The following is a 24,536-nucleotide window of genomic DNA, read 5'->3' as shown; positions in this document are numbered from 1 at the left end:
CCCTTCGGCCTGATGCGGGCCCCCGTCCACTCCCTCGCCGGGAGCGGGCGGGGGCCCGTCGCCGTCACCGGTAGCGGGCGGCCATCCGCCGGGACGCCTCCGTGAAGCGTGCCCTCAGGGACGGCGGGGCCAGCACCTCCGCCTCCGGGCCGAGCGCCATGAGCTGGGTGTAGGCCACCGTTTCGTTCTCCACCGGGAGCGTCACCGTCACGCGGCCCTGGTCGTCCGGGGGGTCCGCCGCTGCCAGGGACTCCCGTACGGAGACGGCGTCGACCGCGTACGGGAGGTGGCGGACGCCCGCCTCGGAGAGGCGCACCACCACCTCGGCCCGCAGGATCGCGCGGGCGAACTGCTCGGCCCGCTCCTCCCAGAAGCCCGGCAGGTCGAACTCCTCGTCGCGTACGAAGCGTTCCCCGTCGGCCTCGACCGCGGTGAAGCGGTCGACGCGGTACACGCGAAAGGCGTCCGAAGCCTCCGGCACCCGCGCGCACAGGTACCAGACCCCGGCCTTGAGCACGAGCCCGTACGGCTCCAACTCCCGCTCCACCTCGGCGTTCTCGCGCCGGTAGCGGGCGGTGACCCGCCGGTCGTCCCAGACCGCGTCGGCCAGCGGGGGCAGCAGTTCCGGGGCGGGAATGTCCTTGAACCACCCCGGCGCGTCCAGGTGGAACCGCTGCGACGCGTTCTGCGAGGCGTCGCGGAGGGAGGGCATCAGCGCCGCCGACACCTTCAGGCGTGCCGCGGACGCCGCGTCCTCCAGGCCCATCTCGCGCAGCGCGCCCGGCACCCCGGAGAGGAACAGCGCCTCGGCCTCGCTGCGCCCGAGCCCGGTCAGCCGGGTGCGGTACCCGCCGACGAGGCGGTAGCCGCCGGCCCGCCCCCGGTCCGCGTAGACCGGGACGCCGGCCTCCGAGAGGGCCTGTGCGTCCCGGGTGATGGTCCGCTCGGAGACCTCCAGTTCGGCGGCGAGCTCGGCGGCGGTCATCGACGGCCGGGCCTGGAGCAGGAGCACCATCTTGATGAGGCGGGCAGCACGCATGCGCCCATGATGCGCTCCGGCGGCCCCGGTCCGTCCTATCGGTAGCCGGTGACGTCGGCGGTCGGGCTCTCCTGGTCGACCTCGGTGAGGTAGCGCCAGGCGTCCGGCGCGGAGCCGTCGACGTCGGTGAAGCCGTACTCCTTCGCCAGTCCCCCGCTGGAGAGCGAGGCGCCGTTGTGCCGGGCCACGTCGGGGTCGGCGGCGAGGGCGACGAGCGCGCGGCCCACGAACGCCGGCGTCTCGGAGATCGCGAAGTGCGGGTTCTGCGCGCAGCCCGCGCGCCAGTTCTCCTCGGTCACCTTGAAGTGGGTGTCGAGCATCGCCTCGGAGCGCAGCCAGCCGGGGGTCAGACAGAGCGCCGTGCAGCCGTACTCGGCGAGCTCCTCTGCGAGGCCGCGCGCCATGCGCAGCGGGGCCGCCTTGGCGAGGTCGTAGTAGAAGGGCTTGCGGTAGTTGGGGCCGTTGTACGCGGCGGTGCCGTCGGTGACCTCGACGACCAGGCCGCCGGGGTTCCTGATGAGCAGCGGCAGCGCGTACCGGCTGGTGACGATGTGGGTCTCGATGCCGAGGCGCAGGATGCGCAGCCCCTTGTCGAGGTCGTGCTCCCACATCTTCTTGTCCCACTCGACGTGCAGGTCGCCGCCCCAGATGTCGTTGACGAGGACGTCCAGGCGGCCCTGCTCGCGGTCGATGCGTGCCACGAGGGCCTCGACCTGGTCGGGCTCCAGGTGGTCGGTGGGCACGGCGATGCCCCGGCCGCCCGCGGCGTCGACCAGTTCGGCGGTCTCCTCGATGGTCTCGGCGCTGCGGCCGGTCTCGCTGACGTGCGCGCGGGTGGTCCGGCCGGTCACGTACACGGTGGCGCCGGCGCGGCCGAGCTCCACGGCCATGGCGCGGCCCGCGCCGCGGGTGGCGCCCGCGACGAGGGCGGTCTTCCCGGTCAGGGGCTGTTCGGTGGTCGGGCTCTCGGCGTTCAGGTTCTGGGCGTTCAGGTTCGTGGCGTCCATGTTCTTGACGCTTCCACCAAAAGCCGACATCTCCTGTCGGATTTTCCCCGGGCATGTGCGCGGATAACGAGACAGCCGCATTCCGGCGCACTCCGCGTGCGCCCCCACTCTCCAGGGCCGATGCTGGACGCGTGATGGACGAGACGGAGTTCTGGGAGATCGTGGACAGCACCCGCGAGGCCGCCGGCGGCGACCCCGAGGACCATGCCGAGCTGCTCGTCGAGAGACTGCTGCAGTCCGACCCGGACTCCGTCCTCGACTTCGCCCGTCACTTCGAGGCGCGCTACAACCGCGCCTACCGCTGGGATCTGTGGGGCGCGGCCTGGGTGCTGCTCGGCGGCGCGAGCGACGACGCCTTCGACTACTTCCGGTGCTGGCTGATCGGGCAGGGCCGGGAGGTCTTCGAGGGCGCGGTGCACGATCCGGACGCGCTCGCCGAGCTCCTGGACGACTTCGACGAGGAGCTGGACGGCGACGGCGAGGAGCTCGGCTACGCCGCGGACGAGGCGTACGAGCAGCTCACCGGCGACGTCGCGCCCGACCTCGGCATCCCGGCCGCCCCGGCGGAACCGGAGGGCACGCCGCTCGACTTCGAGGACGAGGCGGTGCTGGCGCGGAGCTATCCGAAGCTGTGGGAACGCTTCATGGCGGACTGACCCGGCGCCCGGGTGCCGTCGCCGCGGGTGCCGTCCCGCGGCTCAGAAGTGGGTGCCGTCCCGCGGCTCAGAAGTGGGTGCCGCCGTCCACGCGTATCTCGGTGCCGGTGATGAAGCGGCCGTCGTCCGAGGCGAGCATCGCGACGACGGACGCGACGGTCTCGGGGCCCGCGAACCCCTGGCCGAGCGCGGGCGCGAGCTTCACGAAGAGGCTCATGTCGGCGTCCGCGGGCAGGCCGGGGCCGACGCTCCGCCTGCTGGCGCCGGAGCCGTCGGTCATGCCGGAGGAGATGGAGCCGGGCTGCACGGCGGTGAAACGGATGCCCTGCTTGCCGTACTCGGCGGCGAGGGCGTGCGTCATGGACTGGATGCCGCCCTTGCTCGCCGCGTAGGCGGCCATGTACGGGTGGGCGAACACCGCGGACGTGGAGCTGAAGTTGACCACGGCGGGGCCGTTGCCCTGGAGGAGCGCCGGGATGGCCTCGCGGATCATCAGGAAGGTGCCGGTGAGGTTGACGGCGACGACCTGGTTGAAGGCTTCCAGGGTGGTCTCGTGGGTGTGCGAGGAGCGCAGGATGCCGGCGGCGTTGACCAGGACGTCGAGCCCGCCGAGCGCGGCGGTGGCGGCGGCGACGCCCGCGCGGACGGAGGCCTCGTCGGCGATGTCCACGGCGAGGGTGGTGAGGCGGTGCGCGGCGGCGCCCGCCTTGGCGAGGGTGTCGGCGAGGCCGTCCTCGCTGACGTCGGCGGCGACGACGTGACCGCCCTCCGCGAGCAGGCGCAGGACGGTGGCCTGGCCGATGCCGGAGCCACCACCGGTGACGAGGGCGCGGCGCCCTTCGTAGCGGTTCGGGGTGGTCGGTGCGGGGCTCTGCATGGTGTTCTCCGGCTCTCGGGGCGGTACGGGGTGCGGTCGCGTGCGGGCGGTTACGTGCGGTCGTGTGCCACCGTACGCCTGGGTGGCATGTTGTGCCATCTTGGCGACCTATGCCTTGATGACACCCTCAGCCTAGACTGCGCAGAATGAACACCCGCACCCTCACGGAGCGCCGCAGGCAGGCCACCCAGCTGGAGATCGCGCACGCCGCGGCCGAGCTGTTCACGGCGCACGGGACGGACGGCACGACGGCCGAGGACATCGCGGGCCGGGCCGGGGTCGCCCTGCGCACCTTCTACCGGTACTTCCGCGGCAAGCAGGACGCGGTGGGCCCGCTGCTCGCCGTGGGCGGGGACCGGTGGCGGGCGCTGCTGGCCGCGAGCGAGCCGGGCGCGGATCTGGCGGAGGCGCTGCGGAGCGCGGTGGCGCAGGTGCTCGCCGCGCCGGACGAGGCCGCCGCGGCGGGGCTTCGGCAGACCCGCGGGCTGCTCCGCGCGGCCGCGGACGACCCCGCGCTACGGGCGGTCTGGTACCGCGTGAACCAGGAGTCCGAGGACAAGCTCCGCCCGGTGGTCGCGGAGCTCGCGGGCGAGGACGCGGGTTCGCTGCCGGTCCGCCTCGCGTCCGCCGCGGCGACGGACGCGATCCGGCTGGCCCTGGAGACGTGGGCGGACTCGGACGCCGACGTACGGGGCCCGAACTCCCCGGCAGCCCTGGCGACCCGATGCCTGCGGGAACTCACGGGCGGCATGGGGCTGCTGACCTGAGGGGGGAGGGAGGTGGCCGCCGTCCTCCTCAAGAACCGCCGTCGCCACCCGGACCCCGCGCCGCACCCGGCCCCCCGCACGGCCCCGGTGCGAACACCATCACCGTCACGTCGTCCCGTATCCGGCCCGCGTAGGCGACGACGTCCTTCCACAGGTGTTCCGCCAGGGCGCCCGGGTCGTCCAGGAGGGCCGGGTCCGTTTTGAGGAGGCCGGTGAGGCGGTCGGTCAAGGGGTAGAAGGTGCCGGTCGCGTCCCGCGCCTCGCTCACCCCGTCCGTCAGGCCGAGCAGCAGGTCGCCGGCGAGCAGCGGCACCGTCAGCTGCTCCGGCGGCGCCACACCCGCGATGCCGAGCCCGAGCGGCGCGCCCGCCTCCACGTCCAGCTCGCTGACCTGCGAGCCGCGCAGGACCAGTGGCGGCGGGTGCCCGCAGGAGACCACGCGGACGACGGACGCGTCGTCCGGGAACTCCAGGAGCATCGCCGTCGCGAACAGCTCCGCGTGCTCCTGCCCCGCCGAGTCCACCACGAGCCTGCGGTCCAGCTGGGCCGCGATCCCCACCAGGTCCGCCTTGTCGAGGACCGCCTCGCGGAACGCCCCGAGCAGCGCGGCGACCGTACCGACCGCCGCGAGCCCGTGCCCCTGCACATCTCCGACCAGGGCGCGGACGCCGTCCGGCCCCCTTCGTACGTCGAAGAAGTCACCGCCCACCAGTGACTCGTGCTGCGCCGCCTCGTACAGGCCCGCGCACCGCACCCGGCCCACCCACTCCGGCAGCGGGGGCAGCACCGCAAACTGGGCCGCCTCGGCGACCGTGCGGACCGTCACGAGCTGTGTCTCGCGGCGGCTGCGCACCCACGCGAAGACCACGCTGAGCAGCGCGATGAAGGTGATCGTCAGCTCGTCGCTGTTGCCCGGCCTGCCGAGGCCGAGGTCCGGCAGGGACAGCAGCCCGACCACCGCGCCGCCGAGCACCGCGGTCGCACCGGGCCCGTAGGAGAGCGCGGCCAGCGGTGGCACGGCGGCGACCAGGAAGCTGAGGTCGACCGTCTTCGGGGTGACCAGCTGGACCAGGAAGATCACGACCAGCAGCAACGGCGGGGGCCAGCGCACCCAGCGCGGAGGTGGCGTCCCACGCAGCAGCCAGTCCCGCTGGTCCGCGTCGCGCCGTCTGGCCGCAGCCCTGATCATCTCTTCACGCTCCTACGCGCTCGGCGACCCCGCACCCCGGGCCGGTCCGTCGGGTGCGGCACGCCGGAAGGCGCCGCGCCCGGTGACAGTCGTTGAAGGCAGGAAGGCAGGAAGGCGGGATGGGGAGGGAGGACGGCAGGAAAGGTGGGAAGGCCGCGCCACCGGGCTACCGGGCTACGCGGTCAGAGGAGGCGGCCCATCATGACGTCGTCGACGTACACACCGTCGAGCAGGAACTCGCCGGGCAGCACACCCTCGACGACGAACCCCTCCGACTCGTACAGCTTGCGCGCCGGCGTGTTGTGCCCGAGGACGCGCAGCGTGATGCGCACCGCGCCCTGCCGACGCGCTTCGTCCATGGCCGCCCGGATCAGCGTCCGGCCGACCCCCTGGCCGCGCACCTCCTCGGCGACGGCGAAACCCTGGATCTGCCGCACATGCGCGTTGACCAGCAGCGGGGTGGGAAAGCCGAGCTTCACATAGCCGACGATCCGCTCGTCGAGGACCGCGACCAGGTGGTCGTGGGGCCCGAAGCGGTCGTTGAAGAACGGCTCGTACGGCGGCTCGGGGCGCGGCTGGACCGCGTGCAGCGTGGACCAGGTGGCGCGGTCGAGGCGGGCGAGCTCGTCGTCGTCCTCGGGCCTGGCGGTACGTATGTGCATGTCCGACATGGCGCCACTGTACGGCGGCCGGGGCACCGGACGACCCCCCGTTCCACGGCGCGGACGCCACTCCCAGGCCCCGCGCGGCGGCACGGGCACCTTCCGGGGCCCGCGGGGCAGGATGGCCCCATGGAAACCACACAGGCACGCGTCGCCGTGGCCGGCTCCTCCGGGCTCATCGGTACGGCGCTCACGCGCTCCCTGGCCGCCGACGGGCACGAGGTGGTGCGCTTGGTGCGCAGAGAGCCCCGCGGGGCCGACGAGGTGCGCTGGGACCCCCGGAAGGGGTACGTCGAGACGGCCGGGCTCGCCGGCTGCACCGCGGTCGTGAACCTCGCGGGCGCGGGCATCGGCGACCACCGCTGGACGGCCGCGTACAAGCGGGAGCTGCGGGACAGCCGGGTCCTCGGCACGCGCGCGCTCGTCACCGCGATGACCTCCCTCGACGAGCCGCCGCGGGTCTTCGTGAACTCCAGCGCCATCGGCTACTACGGGGACACCGGGACCCGCGCCGTGGACGAGAGCGCCCCCGCGGGCCGGGGCTTCCTGCCGGCGCTGTGCGTGGAGTGGGAGGAGGCGACCGCGCCCGCGCGGGACGCGGGCATCCGTACCGTGCTGGCCCGCAACGGCCTCGTGATCGGCCGCGAGGGCGGGGCATGGGGGCGCCTCTTCCCGCTCTTCAAGGCGGGTCTCGGCGGCCGCCTCGGCGACGGCCGGCAGTTCTGGAGCTGGATCTCGCTGTACGACGAGGTGGCGGCGGTGCGGCACCTCATCGCCACGGAGTCGCTGTCCGGCCCGGTCAACCTCACGGCCCCCGACCCGCTCACCAACCGCGAGGTGACGGCCGCGATGGGCCGCGTGCTGCGCCGCCCCACGCTCTTCCCGGCCCCCGCGCCCGCACTGCGCCTGGTGCTCGGGGAGATGGCGGGCGACATTCTGGGCAGCCAGCGCGTTCTGCCGGCCCGCCTCCTGGAGTCGGGCTTCACCTTCACCTTCCCCGGCATCGACGAGGCGATCAGGGCGGCGCTGAGGTGAGGTGAGCTGACGTGAGGTGAGCTGAGGTCGGGTGGGATGGCGGGCGTGGTCGCCGGGCACGGACCCCGGCGTGCGCCCCCGCCACGAAGCGGCCTCCCGCGTTCCGGTCGCTTCTCCCCGTGCGACCCGCGTGCGCCCGTGCCCGGTGCGTGCGCGACTGCGCCGGACCGGAACCGCTCCTACCCTCGTGCCGAACTCGGGTATTCCAGAGCCCGGTTGGGGGCATGAGCACCCCACACGCCGCGCGACCTCGGGAGGGGCACGTGCCAGAGCCTGCGCACCATGCGGATGTCGTCATCGTGGGAGCCGGGGCCGCGGGACTCTCGGCAGCGCATCGGCTGACCAGCGCCGGTGTAACGACCGTGGTCCTGGAGGCCGCCCCTTACGTCGGCGGCCGGATGTCGACCGAGAAGGTCGACGGATTCCGGCTCGACCGGATCGGGCAGCTCCTCACCACCTCGTATCCCGAACTGCGCCGCACCCCGGGACTCGGCTCCCTCGTGTTGCGCCCCTTCGCCCCCGGCCTCCTGGTCCACAGCGACGGCCGCCACCACCGCGCCGCCGAGCCCAAGCCGGGACGGAGCGCGCGGGGCGCACTCACCGCCGCGCGCGCCCTCGCGAGCGCCCCCCTCGGGCCCGCGCGGGCCGCCCTGACGCCCACGAGGAGCGCCTCCGGAACGGCGGGACGGCCCGCGCCGCTCGGTGGCGCCCTCGACCAGGCACGGCTCGGCGCCGCCCTCGCCCGCCTCGCCGCGACCCCCGTCGAACGTCTGCTGTCCCGGCCCGAACTCCCGGCCAGGGACGCCCTCTCCGCCCGCGGACTGCCCTCCCGCACCATCGACGGCTTTCTGCGCCCCCTGCTCTCCGCGCTGCTCTGCGACCCCGGCCTGACCACGTCGAGCCGGTGTGCGGACCTCGCCCTGCACGCCTTCGCGCGCGGCCGCCTCTGCCTGCCCGAGGGCGGCGCCGACGTGCTGCCCGACCTGCTCGCCGCCGCCCTGCCCCCGGGCACCGTCCGCACCGGCGTGCGCGTCACCGCGGTCTCCACCAGCGCCGTCCGGACCGCCGAGCACGGGGAGTTCCGGTGCCGGGCCGTGCTGCTGGCCACCGACGCCCGCGCCGCCGCCGACCTGCTCCCCGGCCTGCGGGTGCCGCCCTTCCACGAGCTGACGGTGGTGCACCACACCGCGCCCGAACCGCCGTTGGACGGGCCCGCGCTGCTCCTGGACGCCGACCGCGCGGGCCCGGTCGCCCACACCGCGGTCATCAGCCAGGTCGACCCCTCGCGCGCGCCCGGCGACCGCGTCCTGATCTCCTCGACGGTGCTCGGCCCGCCCCCGGAGGAGCACGTCGTGCGCGCCCACCTCGCCGCGCTGTACGGCACCCCGACCCACCGCTGGGAACTGCTGGCCGTCCACCACACCCGCGAGGCCGTGCCCGCGATGCCGCCCCCGCACGACGCGCGGCGCCCGGTGCGGCTGCTCGCCGGGCTCTACGTGTGCGGCGACCACCGGGACACCAGCACCGTCCAGGGCGCCCTGCACTCGGGCCGGCGGGCGGCCCACGCCTGCCTCACGGACTTCGGCATCACCCCCGCGTACGCCCAGGAGCCACTGCCCGCGGCGGCCTGACCCCTCCGACCGGCGGGCCGGTGGCTCCGGCCCGCCGGGGCGCCTCAGCCGAGCGCCGCGAGCCGGTCGTGGTACCCGCGCACCGGCGCCGCGTCCCGGTAGGGCTCCAGGCGCCGCTCGAAGTCGCGCACGTACTCGTGGGCCCGCGCCGAGCGCATCTCCCCCGCCGCCTGCGCGGCCTCCGCGCCCAGCTGGCAGGCGTGCTCCAGCTCGCCGAGGCCGAGCCGCGCGGTGGCCAGGACCACCCTGCAGAAGAGCCGCGAGCGGGCGAAGGCGGGGGCGCGCAGCTGGAGGGAGCGTTCGGCGTACTGCGCCGCGGCGCGGTACTGCTGCAGATCGCGGTAGCTGTGCCCGAACTCGTCCGCCAGCTGCGCCTCGTCGAAGAAGCGCGCCCAGTGCGGCACCTCGTCGCCCGGCCGCGCCGCCTCCAGCGAGCGCTCGGCCCGGGCCAGGGCGGCCGTGCAGGCCCGCACCTCGCCGAGCACGCCGTGCCCGCGCGCCTCCGCCGCGTACAGCAGGGCCTGCACGATGTGCGGCGCCGCCGAGCCGACGCCCTGCTGGGCCACCCGCGCGAGCTGCACGGCCTCGCGCCCGTGCCCGAGGTAGACGGCCTGGCGGCTCATGGTGACCAGGATGTACGAGCCGTAGGCCCGGTCCCCGGCGGCCTGGGCGAGGCGCAGCGCCTGGACGTAGTACCGCTGGGCGAGGCCGTGCGCCGCGATGTCGTACGAGGTCCAGCCGGCGAGCCGGGTGAGGTCGGCGGCGGCCGCGAAGAGCCGCCGGCCCGCCTGCTCGCCGTAGACGCCGCGCAGCATCGGCTCGGCCTCGTGCTCCAGATAGCGGACGAGCGCCTGGCGCGCGTGCCCGCCGCCGTACGCGTGGTCGAGGGTGCGGAACAGCTCGCCCACGGAGCGCAGCGCCGCGATGTCGCCGTTGCTGACCCGCTGGCCGGGGACGCGGTCGGGGCCCTGCCGCTGCCGGGGCACCGCGGGGCGACCCTGGGCGGGTACGCGGGCGTGCGCCGGGTCGGTCTCCCCGCGCCCCACGCGTTCGTCGGCGCGGCCGATCAGCCAGTCCCGGCTGGGCACCACGAGCCCGGCCGGGGTGAAGGCGATCTTCCGCAGCTCGGCGTGGCTCCCGGAGTCCTTGCGCCACAGGCCGCCGACGATGTCGATGGCCTCCTCCGGGGTGGCCGCGAACTCCAGGCCCGCGTAGACCGGGGCGCAGGCGTCGAGCCCGAGGTCCTGGGCGGACAGGCGCCGCCCGAGCCGTCTGGTGAAGACCTCGGCGATCAGCGCGGGTGTGGTGCCTCTGGGCTGTTGACCGCGCAGCCACCGGGTCACGGATGTCTTGTCGTAACGCAGGTCGAGGCCGTGCTCGAGGCCCAGTTGATCGACGCGGCGGGCGAGGCCCGCGTTGGAGAATCCGGCTTCCGAGATGAGCGCGGCTAGCTGGCGGTTCGGGGTGCGCTGCGGGGGTCGTTCCGTCATCGGTTGTGCGGTCTCCTGCCTTCCGGACCTGCTGTGAGCAGCCCTTATGGCCTCGTGAACGGCGCGAATGTAACGGCCATCACAGCCGTCGGACGCACCTTCATTCGGCATTCATCCGATCGTGTGAGGAACCCGGGCCGAGGTTGCCGTCGGACGGGGCCCGTACAGTGGCTGGGGCGCGATATGTGCACGGTGAACGTTCAGGGAGGCACCTGCCGTGAGTGAGTTTCGGTTCGTCCGGCTGGGCTTCGGCCCGGACTCCGTGGAGTACCAGGAGGCGTGGGACGAGCAGCGTCGTGTGCACGCCGCCCGTTTCGCGGACGAGGTGCCGGACACCTGCCTACTCCTGGAGCACCCGCCGGTCTATACGGCGGGCCGCCGTACCGAGGACAGCGAGCGCCCGCTGGACGGCACCCCCGTCGTGGACGTGGACCGCGGCGGCAAGATCACCTGGCACGGCCCCGGCCAGCTGGTGGGCTACCCCATCCAGAAGCTGCCCCGCCCCGTGGACGTCGTAGCACACGTGCGCCGCCTGGAAGAGGCACTTATCCGTACGTGCGCCGAGTTCGGTCTGGAGACCACCCGCGTCGAGGGCCGCAGCGGCGTCTGGGTGCTCGGTGACCCGGTGGAGCAGCGGCCGGCGCTCGGCGGGCTCTCCCTGGACTTCGACCCGCGGCTGCAGGACGACGAGTTCGACGCCCGCTTCAACGGCCCGGAGTACGCGCCGTCCAACGCGGGCCAGCGCCGCGAGGACCGCAAGATCGCCGCGATCGGCATCCGGGTCGCCAAGGGCGTGACGATGCACGGCTTCGCGCTGAACGTGAACCCGGACAACACCTGGTTCGACCGGATCATCCCGTGCGGCATCCGGGACGCGGGCGTGACGTCCCTCTCGTACGAACTGGACCGCGAGATCACCATCGCCGACGTGCTGCCGGTCGCCGAGCGGCATCTGCGCGAGGTCCTGGAGAACGCGGAGCTCAAGCCGCGCCTCGTGGAGAAGCCGGCGACGGGCGACGAGCGGGCCGCGGAGCCGGCCTCCGCTTGAGAACGACCCCCGGTCCGGGGAATGCACCCCGTTGGCCAGAGGTTGGCCGGAAGTAAGACCGACGACATCACGGGCGTACCCTGGTGTGCGCCGCAGAATCGAAGTAACGCCAGCTAACAGGGAGCCGATGTGTCCGCAGTCGCACCCGACGGACGCAAGATGCTGCGCCTGGAGGTCCGGAACGCCCAGACCCCCATCGAGCGCAAGCCCGAGTGGATCAAGACCCGGGCGAAGATGGGCCCCGAGTACAACGCCCTGCAGAAACTCGTGAAGAGCGAGGGCCTGCACACGGTCTGCCAGGAGGCGGGCTGTCCGAACATCTACGAGTGCTGGGAAGACCGCGAGGCCACGTTCCTCATCGGCGGCGACCAGTGCACGCGGCGCTGTGACTTCTGCCAGATCGACACCGGCAAGCCGCAGGCCCTCGACCGCGACGAGCCCCGCCGCGTCGGCGAGTCCGTCGTCACGATGGACCTGAACTACGCCACGATCACCGGCGTCGCCCGCGACGACCTGGAGGACGGCGGCGCCTGGCTGTACGCCGAGACCGTGCGCCAGATCCACGCGATGACCGCGGAGCGCGCCGAGGGCTACACCAAGGTCGAGCTGCTCATCCCGGACTTCAACGCCGACCCCGACCAGCTGGCCGAGGTCTTCTCGTCCCGCCCCGAGGTCCTCGGGCACAACGTGGAGACGGTGCCGCGCATCTTCAAGCGCATCCGCCCCGGCTTCCGGTACGAGCGCTCGCTCGAGGTCATCACGAAGGCCCGCGAGGCCGGCCTGGTCACCAAGTCCAACCTGATCCTCGGCATGGGCGAGACCCGCGAAGAGGTCAGCGAGGCGCTGCGCCAGCTGCACGAGGCGGGCACCGAGCTCGTCACGATCACCCAGTACCTGCGCCCCACGCCGCGCCACCACCCCGTCGAGCGCTGGGTGAAGCCGGCCGAGTTCGTGGAGCTGAAGGACGAGGCCGAGCAGATCGGCTTCTCCGGCGTCATGTCGGGCCCGCTGGTCCGCTCCTCGTACCGCGCGGGGCGCCTCTACCAGATGGCGATCGAGAAGCGCGGGGAGTACGTGGCGTCGCAGGCGGTGTGACGGCTCGCAGTGTGACGCGGGCACATGCCGTGGCGCGCGCCGCGGTGGCCCTGTCCCGCGTGGCGCACGCGGCCGCTGTGTGAATCGCCGCACAAGAGACTACCGACTGGTACAAGCCGCAACGACGCGGTCCGTACGATCCCGCAGGTGACGGGGGTGTACGGACCGCGTCAGTGTTTCGGGGCCCCGCGTAAGGGTTTCATCGGCGTTTGACCGCCCGGTCACGCGCTGGTAACACCAGTCAGTGACGCTGGTACTACGGCACGTGGACGTCGGCACGTAGCTCCCGTCGCCACCGCCTCACCGCACATACAGCCTTACCCCCAGCCGCTCCCCCCACCCGAGCCGCTCTCCAGGAGGACCCCATCATGCAGGCCGCGCCCGTTCGCGCCACGCAGGTCCGCACCACCGCCACCACCGCCACCCCCGTTCGCGCCACCGCCATCCCGTCCGTCGGCGACGCCCTGCGCGCCGTCGAGTCGCTGCTGATGAGCGGGGGCCAGCGCACGGCTCGGCGCAACGCCTGGACGTCCGTCCTGGAGGACCGGCGCCGCGCCAAGGACAGGGTCGAGGCACTGCGCGTACTCGAGGAGTCCGTGACGGCGACCCGCACGTCGTAGCCGGCCCCGGGGGCACGTAGACTTCGCACCATGGCGAGGAAGGAATCCACCGCGGCGGATGCGGCCGCGGAGCCAGGGCGACTCAAGCAGATCGCTCTGACCTACAAGATGACCCGGCGGGCCGACTCCAAGATCGGCCTGATCATCGCGGCGGTGGGAATTGTCACCTTCGGTGTCTTCCTCGCGATCGGCTTCTTGATCGGCCACCCGGTCTACCTGGGCATTCTCGGTTTCCTGCTCGCCTTCCTCGCGATGGCGATCGTCTTCGGACGCAGGGCCGAGCGTGCCGCATTCGGGCAGATGGAGGGCCAGCCCGGAGCGGCGGCCGCGGTGCTCGACAAGATCGGCCGCGGCTGGACGACGACCCCCGCGGTCGCGATGAACCGCAGCCAGGACGTGGTGCACCGCACCGTCGGCAAGGCGGGCATCGTCCTGGTCGCCGAGGGCAACCCGAACCGCGTGAAGGGCCTGCTGGCCGCCGAGAAGCGGAAGATGGCGCGCATCGTGGCGGACGTCCCGGTGCACGACGTCATCGTCGGCACCACGGACGACACGGTCTCGCTGAAGAAGCTCCGCACGACGCTCCTGAAGCTCCCCCGCGTCCTCACCGGCCCGCAGGTCACCGCGACCAACGACCGGCTGCGCGCGATGGGGGACCTCATGTCGAACATGCCGTTGCCGAAGGGTCCGATGCCGAAGGGCATGCGGATGCCTCGCGGCGGCCCGAAGGGCAAGTAGCGGCTTCTCTGTCGAGGACCTACGCGATACGACGACGAGGGCCCGGAACCGATCGGTTCCGGGCCCTCGTCGTCGTATCGCGGTCGTATCGCGGTCGCGGTCGTATCGCGGTCGCCGTCGTCTCTCGGGGAGGCGCGGGGCGCGCGGCTAGATACGGATCTGTACGGCGCGGGAGAGGCGGTCGTGGAGGCCGCGGCCGTCGCGGTCCCAGATCAGGGCCGGGATGACGAGGCAGAGCAGGACGCTGCGGACCAGGACCCAGCCGAGGGCGAGGCGGCCGCCGCCCTCCGCGATGACGCGCAGCCGGAAGAGGGCCTTGCCCGGGGTGCAGCCGACCGTGCCGACGGTCAGCAGGCTGACGACGAAGAAGATCCCGAGGGCCCAGTTGCCCATGGCCTGCTGGTCACCGCGGGCGAACAGGCCGTATGCGATCACCATGCACAGGCCCCAGTCGACGGCGAGGGCGCCGATGCGGCGGCCCGGCCGTGCGATCGCGCCCGGCCCCTCCTCCGGGAGCCCGAGCTGCTGGCCCCGGTACCCGAAGTCGACGCCGGCGTCCTCCGCGGCCGCGCGCGGGCCGGACAGCCACGATCCGATTGCTTGCCTCTTGTCCACCCGACAAAGGTACTGCGCCCCGTTTCGCGGGGGGACGGGCGGGGTGCGTGCGGGGTGCCCTGGGTGGGGGTGCCGACGGGCCGGAAGGTGCGTGCGGCGGGCCGGAAAGTGGCGTGCGGCGGGCCGGAAGGTGACGTGGACTACGCCGCACAGCAGGTGTCGAGCGGCGGAAACCGGGCACCGCACACCCGGGCCGGTTAACTTCGGCGAAACAAATGGGTCACGCTTGAGAAATCGACCGTCCCTATGGTCGGGTCCCAGCGTGTGCCACCGCACCGGCCGCACCACGAGCTGCAACCCCGTCCCGCCCCGGGCGGGAGTAGGAGGAGTTGGATGTTGTTCCAGAACGCCGACGACGCGAAGAAGTTCATCGCGGACGAGGACGTCAAGTTCATCGACGTCCGGTTCTGCGACCTGCCCGGTGTCATGCAGCACTTCACGATTCCGGCGGCGGCGTTCGACCCGGACGAGGAGCTGGCCTTCGACGGATCGTCGATCCGCGGCTTCCAGGCCATCCACGAGTCGGACATGGCGCTGCGCGCCGACCTGTCGACGGCCCGGGTGGACCCCTTCCGCCGCGACAAGACCGTCAACATCAACTTCTTCATCCACGACCCGATCACGGGCGAGCAGTACAGCCGTGACCCGCGGAACGTGGCGAAGAAGGCGGAGGCGTACCTGGCCTCCACCGGCATCGCCGACACGGCCTACTTCGGCCCGGAGGCGGAGTTCTACGTCTTCGACAACGTCCGCTTCCAGACGTCGGCGAACGAGAGCTTCTACCACATCGACTCCGAGGCGGGCGCCTGGAACACCGGTGCGGTCGAGAACAACCGCGGCTACAAGGTCCGTTACAAGGGCGGTTACTTCCCCGCCCCGCCGGTCGACCACTTCGCCGACCTCCGCGCGGAGATCTCCCTGGAGCTGGACAAGAACGGCCTCCAGGTCGAGCGCCAGCACCACGAGGTCGGCACGGCCGGCCAGGCGGAGATCAACTACAAGTTCAACACGCTGCTCGCCGCGGCCGACGACCTGATGCTCTTCAAGTACATCGTGAAGAACGTCGCCTGGCGCAACGAGAAGACCGCGACCTTCATGCCGAAGCCGATCTTCGGCGACAACGGCTCGGGCATGCACGTCCACCAGTCGCTGTGGACGGGCGGCAACCCGCTCTTCTACGACGAGCAGGGTTACGCGGGTCTGTCGGACACCGCGCGCTACTACATCGGCGGCATCCTCAAGCACGCGCCGTCGCTGCTGGCGTTCACCAACCCGACGGTGAACTCGTACCACCGCCTGGTCCCCGGCTTCGAGGCCCCGGTCAACCTGGTCTACTCCCAGCGCAACCGCTCGGCCGCGATGCGCATCCCGATCACGGGCTCGAACCCGAAGGCCAAGCGGGTCGAGTTCCGCGCGCCGGACCCGTCCTCCAACCCGTACCTGGCGTTCTCGGCCCTGCTGATGGCCGGCCTGGACGGCGTGAAGAACAAGATCGAGCCGGCGGAGCCGATCGACAAGGACCTGTACGAGCTGGCTCCCGAGGAGCACGCGAGCGTCCCCCAGGTCCCGACCTCCCTCCCCGCGGTCCTCGACGCCCTGGAGGCGGACAACGAGTACCTGCAGGCGGGCGGCGTCTTCACGTCCGACCTGATCGAGACGTGGATCGACTACAAGCGGACGAACGAAATCGCCCCGATCCAACTCCGCCCGCACCCGCATGAGTTCGAGCTTTACTTCGACATCTAAAGATCGGGTCCGGGTGACCTGGGAGGCTTTCGGGGAACATGTGGTGACCTGCGAAAACACTGCTCGGCAGTGCTCGCTGTTGCTGCTTGGTTTCCGCCCTCTTGTGCACCGCGTGTGCACCGCCTGGTCGATTCACTGACGTAACGTCAGTAACAGTGAGGCCGTTGCCCCCCGCGGGGGTAACGGCCTCACTCGCATATACACACCCTCCAGGACCCCCGCATCCGCAAAACCGTGACGAGTAGCGTTTCATGATCACCACCCCGTCCGTTATCGCTGATCAGAAGCTTGTCGGACTCGGCGGCGTGACGCTCCATACGAGCGGGTGCCGAACCCACTCGCTCGCGCATCAAGGTGGCATTCACGCCCGTCCTCCCGCCTGAGGTTCTGTCCGTGCCGCCCAGCAAGCAGATCGCGGCTCCATACCGCCGCACTGTCGCAGCAACCTGTCGAGCCCGAACGAGTGCCGCCGCCAGGCGGTGCGTCGCAGCGAAGCACTCACAGGTGTCTGACTGACTTACCCTCAGCATCCTTCGTACGGCACACTTTTGTCAGTGCCCGCATGTACCGTCCAGAACGACTCTGGACCACAACCACACAGCGGTCGCGCCTTGCCTGGCCCGACTGGCAGAGGAGCGAGACGAGTTGAGCATCACTCAGGGGCTGTCCCAGTCCGTCGAACTCAAGAAGCCACTGACTGCACTGATCAACGGGGGCTGCGTACCCGTCGGCGGCATCTACCGTCTCGACTACGACTCGGCTGTGGTACTGACCGATGACTTCAAGAAGGAGAAGGCCGGGGGAGTTCCGAGGGGCGGCTTCCTTCTCGCCGTCGCGGGGGACAACACAGAATCCGGGTTCATACTCGAAGATCAAGAGATCATCTTGCTTCGTGTCCGCGGGACTGCGCCACTACCCAACGAGTCTGAGCTGATTCAGACTCGCCTGGCGGTTGTTCGCGACGCAGGCGCATCGGGAGTCGGTTTCGACGATGTCACCGATGTACTGACACGCAACGAACTCCAGCAGTCGGCCTTCGACTGCGAAGTTCTGGGCACCTTCTATACCGAGACCGAGGGCCGCGAAGCCGCGATCGAGTTCGGGGCCGACATCGACAACGTAGTCGTCTCCGCACGCTACCAAGTCTTCCTACCCTCGACTCAAGTGTTGTCGTGGCTGGCGTCCTACCCTGAGCCTGCCGACAAGAAGGATGCCCTCGCCCTCGGAAGGGTCCGCTTTGCTGCTACGCGGCGCAAGGCGCTGATCGCCGGCACCGATAGGGCAGAAGCTCGCATCAACGTCTCCGACTTCGTGGGACGGAAGACGGCCGTGTTCGGCATGACTCGAACCGGGAAATCCAACACCATCAAGACGCTAGTTACCGCTGTCCACCGGTACGGTTCGGAACACAAGCGCTCAATCGGTCAGCTGATCTTCGACCCTCAAGGCGAGTACGCGAACGTCAACAAGCAGGACCAAACGGGCCTTCGCCTCCTCGGTGACGACGAGAGCACGGTGCGGATCTACAAGGTGCACCCGAGTTCCTCGGACGGCCGAGAAAAGCCCCTGCGTATTAACTTCTATGACCGCGAGGTTCTGGAAGCAGCTTGGAGCCTGGTAAGCGAAGCAACTATGCCGGTCAACACCAACTACGGCAAAAGCTTCCGATCAGCAGTCCTATCCGAGCCCGATCAAAATGATCGCAGCAAGCACGCCCGCTGGGGGTGGGCCATGGTTGCCTTCTACGGGCTCCTGGCCAAGTGCGGCTTCGAGGCAGCACAACTACCTCAAGACCTCATGGTTGTCGCTCCATCGACTCCGATGCAGGACTTCGTAGCCGCCCATCCTGACGCTGTTGTGCAGGCCCGTCGAGCAGGGTTCTACCGAGTCTCCAACCCCGCAGGAGCGCTGGCGCTCGCCGAATGGGTTGGCGAACGGGAAAGCGAATTCCCCAAGTGGCACGATACTCAGGATTGTCACTTCAGTGCAATTTGGGGCGTCTACAAGTACACCGGCGTAACATCCGCCATTCGAACCATTCGACCATTTCATGGTCCACAATCGGCAGGTGACGTCGGAGAGCACTTGTGGCACGACATGCAGGCAGGCCGACTTGCTATTGTCGATCTCTCCAGCGGAAACGATCAGGTCGCCAAAGTCATGTCCGAGCGTATCGTCACCCACCTGTTGAACCGGGCAGGCGAACGATTCCGCGCTGACCACGATCCCGTAGAAATGCAGATCATCGTCGAAGAAGCGCACAATCTCTTTGAACGCAGCGGGCGAGACGTAGCGGATGATCCCTGGGTACGCCTGTCGAAAGAGGCAGCAAAGTATCGGATGGGCCTGATCTACGCCACGCAGGAAGTCACATCCGTCGACAAGCGCATGCTGTCGAATACGTCAAATTGGCTTATCGCCCATCTAAACTCTGACCACGAGACACGCGAGTTGGCGCACTACTACGATTTCAAGGTTTGGGCACCGAGCATCATCCGAGCAGAGGACGTCGGTTTTGTTCGAATGAAGACCTACTCGGGAAAATATATCGTTCCAATACAGGTCTCCAAGTTCGACCATGCCATGGTAAATGCCGCCCGCAATGCGGCCGGCTTGGCAAGCATCGACGTCTCGATTGAAAGCGAGTAGCTCGTGCCCTACGACGGCGAGAAGGCTTCTAGGCTTGGCCATGTAGAAACGGCGAGGAACGAAGCGGTCAAGGCGGCACTCCAACGCTGGACCATCACCAGCGCTCGCCCCGATGGGGAGGGTGGCATCGCTGAACTCTGTGCAGCTCTCGAAGATTTGCCTCTCGTCGGCAAGCTTGACGAAGTAGATTTCTCCATCACCGTGGACGGATCGGACACAGAGGTGGACACAACTCGCGACCACCCAACGGTGAAAGTTGGCTATCTCCGAGTCGCCGGGTCCGTGGTTCGACTCGATGTCTTTCGCAGCCTTTCACGAGTAAGGCACATCGATCCGCGCGAGGTTCGCAAGTCTCATTCTGAATATGCCTTCGACGTCGCTCTGCCTGGATCTCAACTGACCCGGCCAGGCATGAGCGGCGTGGAGACCTGGCGCATAGAGCTCGAGGACTTTCTTCACGGTTCGCGTTTCGACTCCAATACTGAGATGACCCTCGCAGATGGACTTCTCGCTCTACACGGCACTCGCGGGAAACCGGCAACCACTATCGGACTACGCGTCTGCCCCGGGTGCGGCAAGAAGGCGGACAGCAGCCTCGCACTAGCAGCCGGAAAGCAGGGCGGATCCTGCCCCTCGTGTAACGCGCCTCTCTACCTCGCAGACGTTCTGCGGACTCACGAGGAATACAACGTAGAGGGTTCCAACTTCACTCCACTCGGGCGCGTCATGACCGTTGCCGAGCGATTGATGTCGGTGTGCTACCTGAACTTCTTCGCCGATACTGCACCAGAAGTTCTCCGGCACACCCTCTTCATCACCGATGGGCCTCTGGCATTGTTCGGACCGCTCGCGCCGCTCAAGCGAAGGTTCGAGGAACACCTGGGCAACTTGAGTAAATGGTGCACAAAGCAGGGTCTCGTCGCACCGCTTGTTGTCGGAATTGAGAAATCGGGTGCTTTTGTTGAGCATGCCGAATTGATCAAGGATCTAATTCCACCAGGTCACGTCATGCGGCTCACTAACGCCTACATCAATAGAATTTCGGGGCGCCCCGAAAATAACGAGTACGGCGTGGATGAATTCTATGGACGCCGTTTCATATACCGGACTCGGACTGGCGACCCCCTAGTCATCACGGTTCTACCTAGAGGGGGGCTGTCGCCATACAATGGCGACAGCCCCGAGGTCGAAGGCTGGGAGGCATATCCGACGCTCCGTCTGATATGCGAGGTTCTCGACTCCTTGAGGACCCGCATGTACAGGCATGCCGTCGTACCCATCGCCCTAGCGCACTCGGCAGCGGCACTGCCTCTCGGCGTGGGGCGCTCAGTCTTGACGATGATGGCGCAGCAGAACATCCCCGGACTGAAACCCCATCTCCAGGCAGTCCAACCACCCACTTACTTCAAGAGGTAGGCCCGATCGTGTTCCGGATCACCCGCACGTCCGGCAAGATGGGCGAGTGACCTCTGTGCCCTCGTCAGCGACTGCCACCGCCGCAAGCGGCCTTGTCCGGGTTGCCGCCCCCCTCGGCGCCGACGAGGCGATCCATACCCAGACGCGCGCGCTACCCCAGCGACTTGAACCGATCTCCCATGCCCTCTCTCACGGGCGTTACCAGTCCCCCTTGCGCTACCCAGGAGCCAAGTCCTCACTGGCTCCCGTAATTTCACGAGTGATTACATCAGCGAAGCAGTCTCGAGAGGTTCCCGAGGTAAACCTTCTAGTCGAGCCCTTCGCCGGCGGCGCGTCTGCCTCACTGCGCTCTATCGGTGAGGGAATCGCAGATCGCATCCTCCTCGCAGACGCCGACCCACTTGTCACGGCATTTTGGCAGGCAGCCGCCGCCGACACCGAGCAGCTCATCGACCGAATGCATGAGGAATGGAAGAAATACGTTCGTGCTGGCGGCATCTCGGCAGTAGATCGATGGGATTACTGGCGCGCATGGACCCCGCGTCCCGAAATGTCACCGCGCGACCGCCGTTTGGGCATGGCGACACAATGCCTGTTCCTTAACCGAACTACCTTTTCCGGAATTTTGCACGGAAAGGCTGGCCCCATTGGCGGACGCACCCAATCCAGCAATTACCCTATCGGCTGCCGCTGGAATCCCGATGCACTCGCCGAACGACTTAGGTATGTGGGCCATCTCTATGATATCGGACGGCTAGTAGACGTATGGTGCAAGGACTGGCGTCGAACTCTTGATGACGTGCCCGAGCAATACCCGCAGCTCTTGCCCTCCCGCGTAGTCGCCTATCTCGACCCTCCGTACATTGAAAAGTCATCCCTCCTGTACCGAACATCGTTCGATCCCCGTGGGGGCTACGGTGGTGACGGTCGCAGTTCATCCGCCGACATGTCCGCTGATCCACTTCACCTCAGCCTCGCAAGCTACCTGCGAACAAGGGCACAGTTCCGCTGGCTACTCAGCTACGACAATCACCCGATGCTCTTGCAGAGCAAGTGGCTTTATGCGCAAGCCAGAATGACTCCGTCAGAAATCGATCGCGACACTCTAGGCGTGCGACAGTGGCGAATCACCAAACGACTGGTCGCTACGCGCTACTCCGCAGCAGGACGTTCCGGAAAGCGTTCTGCCGAGGAATTGCTGATCACAACGCTTCCTCCAGCGACCGTGCCACTGGATGATCAGCTGCGCTTGCCGTAGTGGATTCTGAGTAGGCGCCAATCACGCGAGTCTTCGGCTTTGCTGCCGTGGCCGGAGGGGGGCTCTCAGCGCCACCCGTCCAAGGACACCTGGGGGCCGTCGGCAAGGTACCGCCGCAGCGCGCTAGCGGTGGTGTCGACGAACTCTTCCGGGATGGTATCGGTGTCAACCCAGCGGACCTGGGTGTGCTTACGTGGCTCGCGGTTCTCGGGCTCGCCGGTCCAATCGTGGGCTGCGAAGACGACGGTCAGGAAGCCATTGGGCGCTTCAACTCCCCACGCCCCGTGGATGATGTGGGCGACCTTGAGGGACTCCGGCTTCACCGTCAGGCCGGTCTCTTCGTAGAGCTCACGCACGGCAGTGTCGGTGATCGGCTCGCCGGGCTCGCTCTTGCCGACAGGCAGGTCCCACATGCCCTGGGCGAACTTGGCGTTCTCGCTGCGCTGCAGGAGGACGACGCGGTTGGTGCCCTGGTCGTGGACGATGACGGCAGCGACCAGCAGGGTCATGGATTCGAGTGCGGGCTTGAGGGCTTTGGGCTGGTCGTCGGTGGTCGGTTGAGCCACTGTGCGTCCCTTCGTCGGCCGGTTGGTGGGCATGTTAGGCGAGTGCTTCACGAGCGCGGCGGGCGAGTTCGGCGGCGCCGGGTACTTTGCGCCGCTGGTAGATCGCGAGCGTGGACCGCAGTGAGGTGATCGCCTTGCGGGTTCGGTCAGAGGTCATGCCTTCCATGAGCGTCAGGGCCTGCGACCAGGCGGCGACGGCCTCGTCGGCGCGGGCTTGGGCAGCGAGGCTGTCGCCCAGGTCTGCGTAGGTGAGGGCGTGGACGCGCTTGTACTTCACGGGGTCCCAGCGGACCAGGGCATCGCGGTGCTGTTGTTCCGTGCCGATGTGGTCAGCGAGGTCCGTGAGGGTGCGGGCGGTGTGGCTGGCCACGGTGCCGGCGGCCGGGCCGCTGACGCGGGAGTAGCTGGGCTGCGGGCCGCCCTCGCGCAGGAGGGCGTCCTCGGCGGCGAGTAGGGCACGCGCCGCGGCGGGCTTCTCGCCTGTGGCTGCGTAGGCGCGAGCATGAGTGATGTGGAGCAGAGCCTCGGTCTGGCCGTCGATACGGCCGACGCCCTGGGTGAGGGCTGCTTCGGCGAGGTCGATGCAGTGGTGGGGCTGTTTGAGGCTGAGGGCTTGGTGGGCGAGGGTGCGCATCATCCAGGCGGCGTGGCCGTGCGGGTCGGCCTCGCAGGCGAGTTGGTAGCCGACTTGGTAGTAGAGCTGGGCAGCGCCCTCCTGGCCGAGGTCGTGGTGCTTCCAGCCCGCGAGGTAGGCGAGTTCGGCGACTGCGCCGAAGGTTGCCCGGCGTAAGGGCTCGGTGGTGAACCATCCGCGGAGCATCGGGGCTGCGGTGTCGGCGAGGTAGGCGGTGACGGTGGTCAGCCCGTGGCCGCCGCCGAGGCGTTCATCGGCGGCGCTGAACGCAGCGGTGATCTGGCGTACGACGTCCACGTCCTCCTCGCCGACCAGCATGGTGCCGGTGCGGGCGCGGAGCATGCGGGCGGTGGCCTCGTGATCGTAGGCGAGCGGCATGGCAACACCGGCGGTGGTGAAGGCGGCGATCGCGAGGAAATGGTGGTGCTCGACGTCGGCGCGGCCCAGATTGGTCACCGCCAGGACCGGGTCGGCTTCGTCTTGGTCACTGTTGTCACGTGTGCCCAAGCCGATTTCAGCCCTGGTGATGATGCGGCGTGATCGGCGGGACAGCGCTTCGGCGAGGTACTGGGCGGCCCGGCCGCTGGGCCGGCGGGTTCCGTTGACCCAGTGGGAGATAGCCGACTTGTTGGTCTGGATGATCTCGCCGTTCTCGGCGGCGATGCGCCGTACGTCCTTCGCCAGTGCCTCGTACGTGCAACCGGACACGTCGATGGCTTCGCGCAGGCGGGAGTTGGGTGCTCGCTGGACTGCCACGACCGCCTCCGCTCCGGGCCTGTAAACCGCGTATACCGCTTCGCCTGGCTCTCACCGTACCCACTGAGCGTGACGACCGGTTCACTAATCATCAGCCGCCCGGAACGGTTCCAGGTCCGACCGTGAATCCAGGCTCCCCACTTGGCCGGGCGGCCCCAAGTTCCTTACGCCTGCTTCGGGTTCGGGCATTCCTATGCCCGAACCCGGCCGAAGAGAGACGGAGACACGGTGACCACCATCGACACCGCGGCCATCACGGTCGAGCTGCCCGAGGCGTTCGACGCGCGCTGGAGCCGCCTGCCCGGCATTCAGGTCGACGGCCGGCGCATCACCATCGATCCGGCCGACTACTTCTTCCGCTTCGAGTCCAGCACCTGGCTCGTCGCCGACTGGGAGCTGGTCAAGGAGCAGCTCCTGAACGTGAACGAGACGACCGAGAGTGCGGTCGAGCAGCTCGCGCTCGACTTCATCAAGCAGCACAGCCAGTCCACTTCGGACGCGGCCGGGGTGCTGGCCACCGCGTACGAGGTGTACGCGTACTTGTTCCGCGAGGAGCACCTCGCCGGCCTCGGCCTTCCGCAGATCACCCCGGCACACCTGCGGATGCTCCGCGAAGCGGCCACGCTGATGGCGCTGAACAAGGTCGAGCTGGACGGGCACATCTCGAACGTCGGCCCTTGCTGGTTCTTCCCTGCCGCCACCTCCGTCGTCTTCGACCTGGACGACGAGACCGGCGGCATGCTCGACGAGGTCTACCACGGCGGCTGGTTCAACGAGCACCGCCGCATCGAGTCCATCAAGGCCCACGCCGCACTCGGCGGGCGGCTCGTGCACGGCTGCCAGTCCGTGCCGGACCAGTCCGGCGGCGTCGTCGCGCCCTACGGTGCCTCGATGGCCAACTTCCGTGACGACCTTGCCCAGTTCAAGGCCGGATGGATCGAGCAGGTCTACGCCCACCGGGTAGCCCCCGTCGCATAGCCCGCACCCGACCCGGCTCCGGGGCGGGCCGGCACCTTCGCCCGCCCCGGACGCCCTCAACCAC

Annotated in this window: 22 protein-coding genes; 13 read left to right on the top strand and 9 right to left on the bottom strand. The window is 69.3% G+C overall.

Features of this window, described 5'->3' with window-relative positions:
• Nucleotides 1-64 precede the first annotated feature (64 nt).
• On the bottom strand, nt 65-1,039 hold the full coding sequence (locus ACZ6CV_RS02690) for a helix-turn-helix transcriptional regulator (protein ID WP_469249068.1): 975 nt from the start codon (nt 1,037-1,039) through the stop codon (nt 65-67).
• Between the two features lie 35 nt (nt 1,040-1,074).
• Entirely contained in the window at nt 1,075-2,046 is a 972-nt protein-coding gene (locus ACZ6CV_RS02685) for an SDR family oxidoreductase (RefSeq protein ID WP_469249066.1), read from the bottom strand.
• A 134-nt stretch (nt 2,047-2,180) separates the two neighbouring features.
• On the opposite strand from ACZ6CV_RS02685, the gene ACZ6CV_RS02680 reads away from it, so the two are divergent.
• Nucleotides 2,181-2,702, top strand: a complete 522-nt coding sequence (locus ACZ6CV_RS02680) for a DUF4240 domain-containing protein (RefSeq protein WP_362368318.1) — start codon at nt 2,181-2,183, stop codon at nt 2,700-2,702.
• Between the two features lie 67 nt (nt 2,703-2,769).
• Here the strand turns inward: ACZ6CV_RS02680 and ACZ6CV_RS02675 are convergent, their stop codons facing one another.
• Nucleotides 2,770-3,579, bottom strand: a complete 810-nt coding sequence (locus ACZ6CV_RS02675) for an SDR family NAD(P)-dependent oxidoreductase (protein WP_469249064.1) — start codon at nt 3,577-3,579, stop codon at nt 2,770-2,772.
• A 146-nt stretch (nt 3,580-3,725) separates the two neighbouring features.
• On the opposite strand from ACZ6CV_RS02675, the gene ACZ6CV_RS02670 reads away from it, so the two are divergent.
• Nucleotides 3,726-4,346 (top strand): TetR family transcriptional regulator, encoded by a 621-nt coding sequence (locus ACZ6CV_RS02670; RefSeq protein ID WP_469249062.1) that lies wholly within the window; start codon nt 3,726-3,728, stop codon nt 4,344-4,346.
• Between the two features lie 28 nt (nt 4,347-4,374).
• Here ACZ6CV_RS02670 and ACZ6CV_RS02665 read toward each other — a convergent pair whose 3' ends face one another.
• Both ACZ6CV_RS02665 and ACZ6CV_RS02660 read right to left on the bottom strand, forming a co-directional pair.
• Entirely contained in the window at nt 4,375-5,535 is a 1,161-nt protein-coding gene (locus tag ACZ6CV_RS02665; protein WP_469249060.1) for a PP2C family protein-serine/threonine phosphatase, read from the bottom strand.
• Nucleotides 5,536-5,717: 182 nt separating this feature from the next.
• On the bottom strand, nt 5,718-6,206 hold the full coding sequence (locus ACZ6CV_RS02660; protein ID WP_469249059.1) for a GNAT family N-acetyltransferase: 489 nt from the start codon (nt 6,204-6,206) through the stop codon (nt 5,718-5,720).
• 120 nt (nt 6,207-6,326) lie between these two features.
• On the opposite strand from ACZ6CV_RS02660, the gene ACZ6CV_RS02655 reads away from it, so the two are divergent.
• Together ACZ6CV_RS02655 and ACZ6CV_RS02650 are read left to right on the top strand one after the other, a co-directional pair.
• Nucleotides 6,327-7,232 (top strand): TIGR01777 family oxidoreductase, encoded by a 906-nt coding sequence (locus ACZ6CV_RS02655; protein ID WP_469249057.1) that lies wholly within the window; start codon nt 6,327-6,329, stop codon nt 7,230-7,232.
• Nucleotides 7,233-7,495: 263 nt separating this feature from the next.
• Entirely contained in the window at nt 7,496-8,863 is a 1,368-nt protein-coding gene (locus ACZ6CV_RS02650) for an NAD(P)/FAD-dependent oxidoreductase (RefSeq protein ID WP_469249055.1), read from the top strand.
• Between the two features lie 44 nt (nt 8,864-8,907).
• On the opposite strand, the gene ACZ6CV_RS02645 is transcribed toward ACZ6CV_RS02650, so the two are convergent.
• Nucleotides 8,908-10,353: a regulator gene (locus ACZ6CV_RS02645; protein WP_469249053.1), complete on the bottom strand. Its 1,446-nt coding sequence runs from the start codon at nt 10,351-10,353 to the stop codon at nt 8,908-8,910.
• Nucleotides 10,354-10,570: 217 nt separating this feature from the next.
• Between ACZ6CV_RS02645 and lipB the strand changes: the two genes are divergently transcribed.
• From lipB to ACZ6CV_RS02625, 4 genes are all read left to right on the top strand, one after another.
• Complete coding sequence (lipB, locus tag ACZ6CV_RS02640; protein ID WP_469249051.1) at nt 10,571-11,401, top strand: lipoyl(octanoyl) transferase LipB; 831 nt, start codon at nt 10,571-10,573, stop codon at nt 11,399-11,401.
• A gap of 129 nt (nt 11,402-11,530) precedes the next feature.
• Nucleotides 11,531-12,496 carry a lipoyl synthase gene (locus ACZ6CV_RS02635; protein WP_355813835.1) on the top strand — a complete coding sequence of 322 codons (966 nt, stop codon included), beginning with the start codon at nt 11,531-11,533 and terminating at the stop codon, nt 12,494-12,496.
• A 368-nt stretch (nt 12,497-12,864) separates the two neighbouring features.
• The gene (locus ACZ6CV_RS02630) at nt 12,865-13,116 is read left to right on the top strand and encodes an SCO2195 family GlnR-regulated protein (protein WP_362368048.1); all 252 of its coding nucleotides are present in this window, start codon (nt 12,865-12,867) and stop codon (nt 13,114-13,116) included.
• Nucleotides 13,117-13,146: 30 nt separating this feature from the next.
• Entirely contained in the window at nt 13,147-13,854 is a 708-nt protein-coding gene (locus ACZ6CV_RS02625; RefSeq protein WP_355813841.1) for a DUF4191 domain-containing protein, read from the top strand.
• Nucleotides 13,855-14,001: 147 nt separating this feature from the next.
• On the opposite strand, the gene ACZ6CV_RS02620 is transcribed toward ACZ6CV_RS02625, so the two are convergent.
• Nucleotides 14,002-14,469, bottom strand: coding sequence for an RDD family protein (locus ACZ6CV_RS02620; protein ID WP_355813858.1), 468 nt, complete (start codon nt 14,467-14,469; stop codon nt 14,002-14,004).
• Between the two features lie 336 nt (nt 14,470-14,805).
• On the opposite strand from ACZ6CV_RS02620, the gene glnA reads away from it, so the two are divergent.
• From glnA to ACZ6CV_RS02600, 4 genes are all read left to right on the top strand, one after another.
• Nucleotides 14,806-16,215 (top strand): type I glutamate--ammonia ligase, encoded by a 1,410-nt coding sequence (gene glnA / locus ACZ6CV_RS02615; protein WP_355813900.1) that lies wholly within the window; start codon nt 14,806-14,808, stop codon nt 16,213-16,215.
• Between the two features lie 645 nt (nt 16,216-16,860).
• Nucleotides 16,861-18,864, top strand: coding sequence for an ATP-binding protein (locus ACZ6CV_RS02610; protein ID WP_469249048.1), 2,004 nt, complete (start codon nt 16,861-16,863; stop codon nt 18,862-18,864).
• Nucleotides 18,865-18,867: 3 nt separating this feature from the next.
• Nucleotides 18,868-20,280 (top strand): hypothetical protein, encoded by a 1,413-nt coding sequence (locus tag ACZ6CV_RS02605; RefSeq protein ID WP_469249046.1) that lies wholly within the window; start codon nt 18,868-18,870, stop codon nt 20,278-20,280.
• A gap of 46 nt (nt 20,281-20,326) precedes the next feature.
• Nucleotides 20,327-21,538: a DNA adenine methylase gene (locus ACZ6CV_RS02600; RefSeq protein WP_469249044.1), complete on the top strand. Its 1,212-nt coding sequence runs from the start codon at nt 20,327-20,329 to the stop codon at nt 21,536-21,538.
• A 65-nt stretch (nt 21,539-21,603) separates the two neighbouring features.
• Here the strand turns inward: ACZ6CV_RS02600 and ACZ6CV_RS02595 are convergent, their stop codons facing one another.
• Both ACZ6CV_RS02595 and ACZ6CV_RS02590 read right to left on the bottom strand, forming a co-directional pair.
• Nucleotides 21,604-22,137: an NUDIX domain-containing protein gene (locus ACZ6CV_RS02595; protein WP_469249042.1), complete on the bottom strand. Its 534-nt coding sequence runs from the start codon at nt 22,135-22,137 to the stop codon at nt 21,604-21,606.
• Between the two features lies 1 nt (nt 22,138).
• Nucleotides 22,139-23,494 (bottom strand): helix-turn-helix domain-containing protein, encoded by a 1,356-nt coding sequence (locus ACZ6CV_RS02590; protein WP_469249040.1) that lies wholly within the window; start codon nt 23,492-23,494, stop codon nt 22,139-22,141.
• 228 nt (nt 23,495-23,722) lie between these two features.
• Here ACZ6CV_RS02590 and ACZ6CV_RS02585 point away from each other — a divergent pair, with 228 nt between their 5' ends.
• Nucleotides 23,723-24,472, top strand: a complete 750-nt coding sequence (locus tag ACZ6CV_RS02585) for a hypothetical protein (protein ID WP_469249038.1) — start codon at nt 23,723-23,725, stop codon at nt 24,470-24,472.
• The last annotated feature ends 64 nt before the right edge of the window (nt 24,473-24,536 follow it).

The organism is Streptomyces sp. NPDC041713 (genome assembly GCF_055591085.1).
This window is presented reverse-complemented; position numbering and strand designations above follow the sequence as displayed.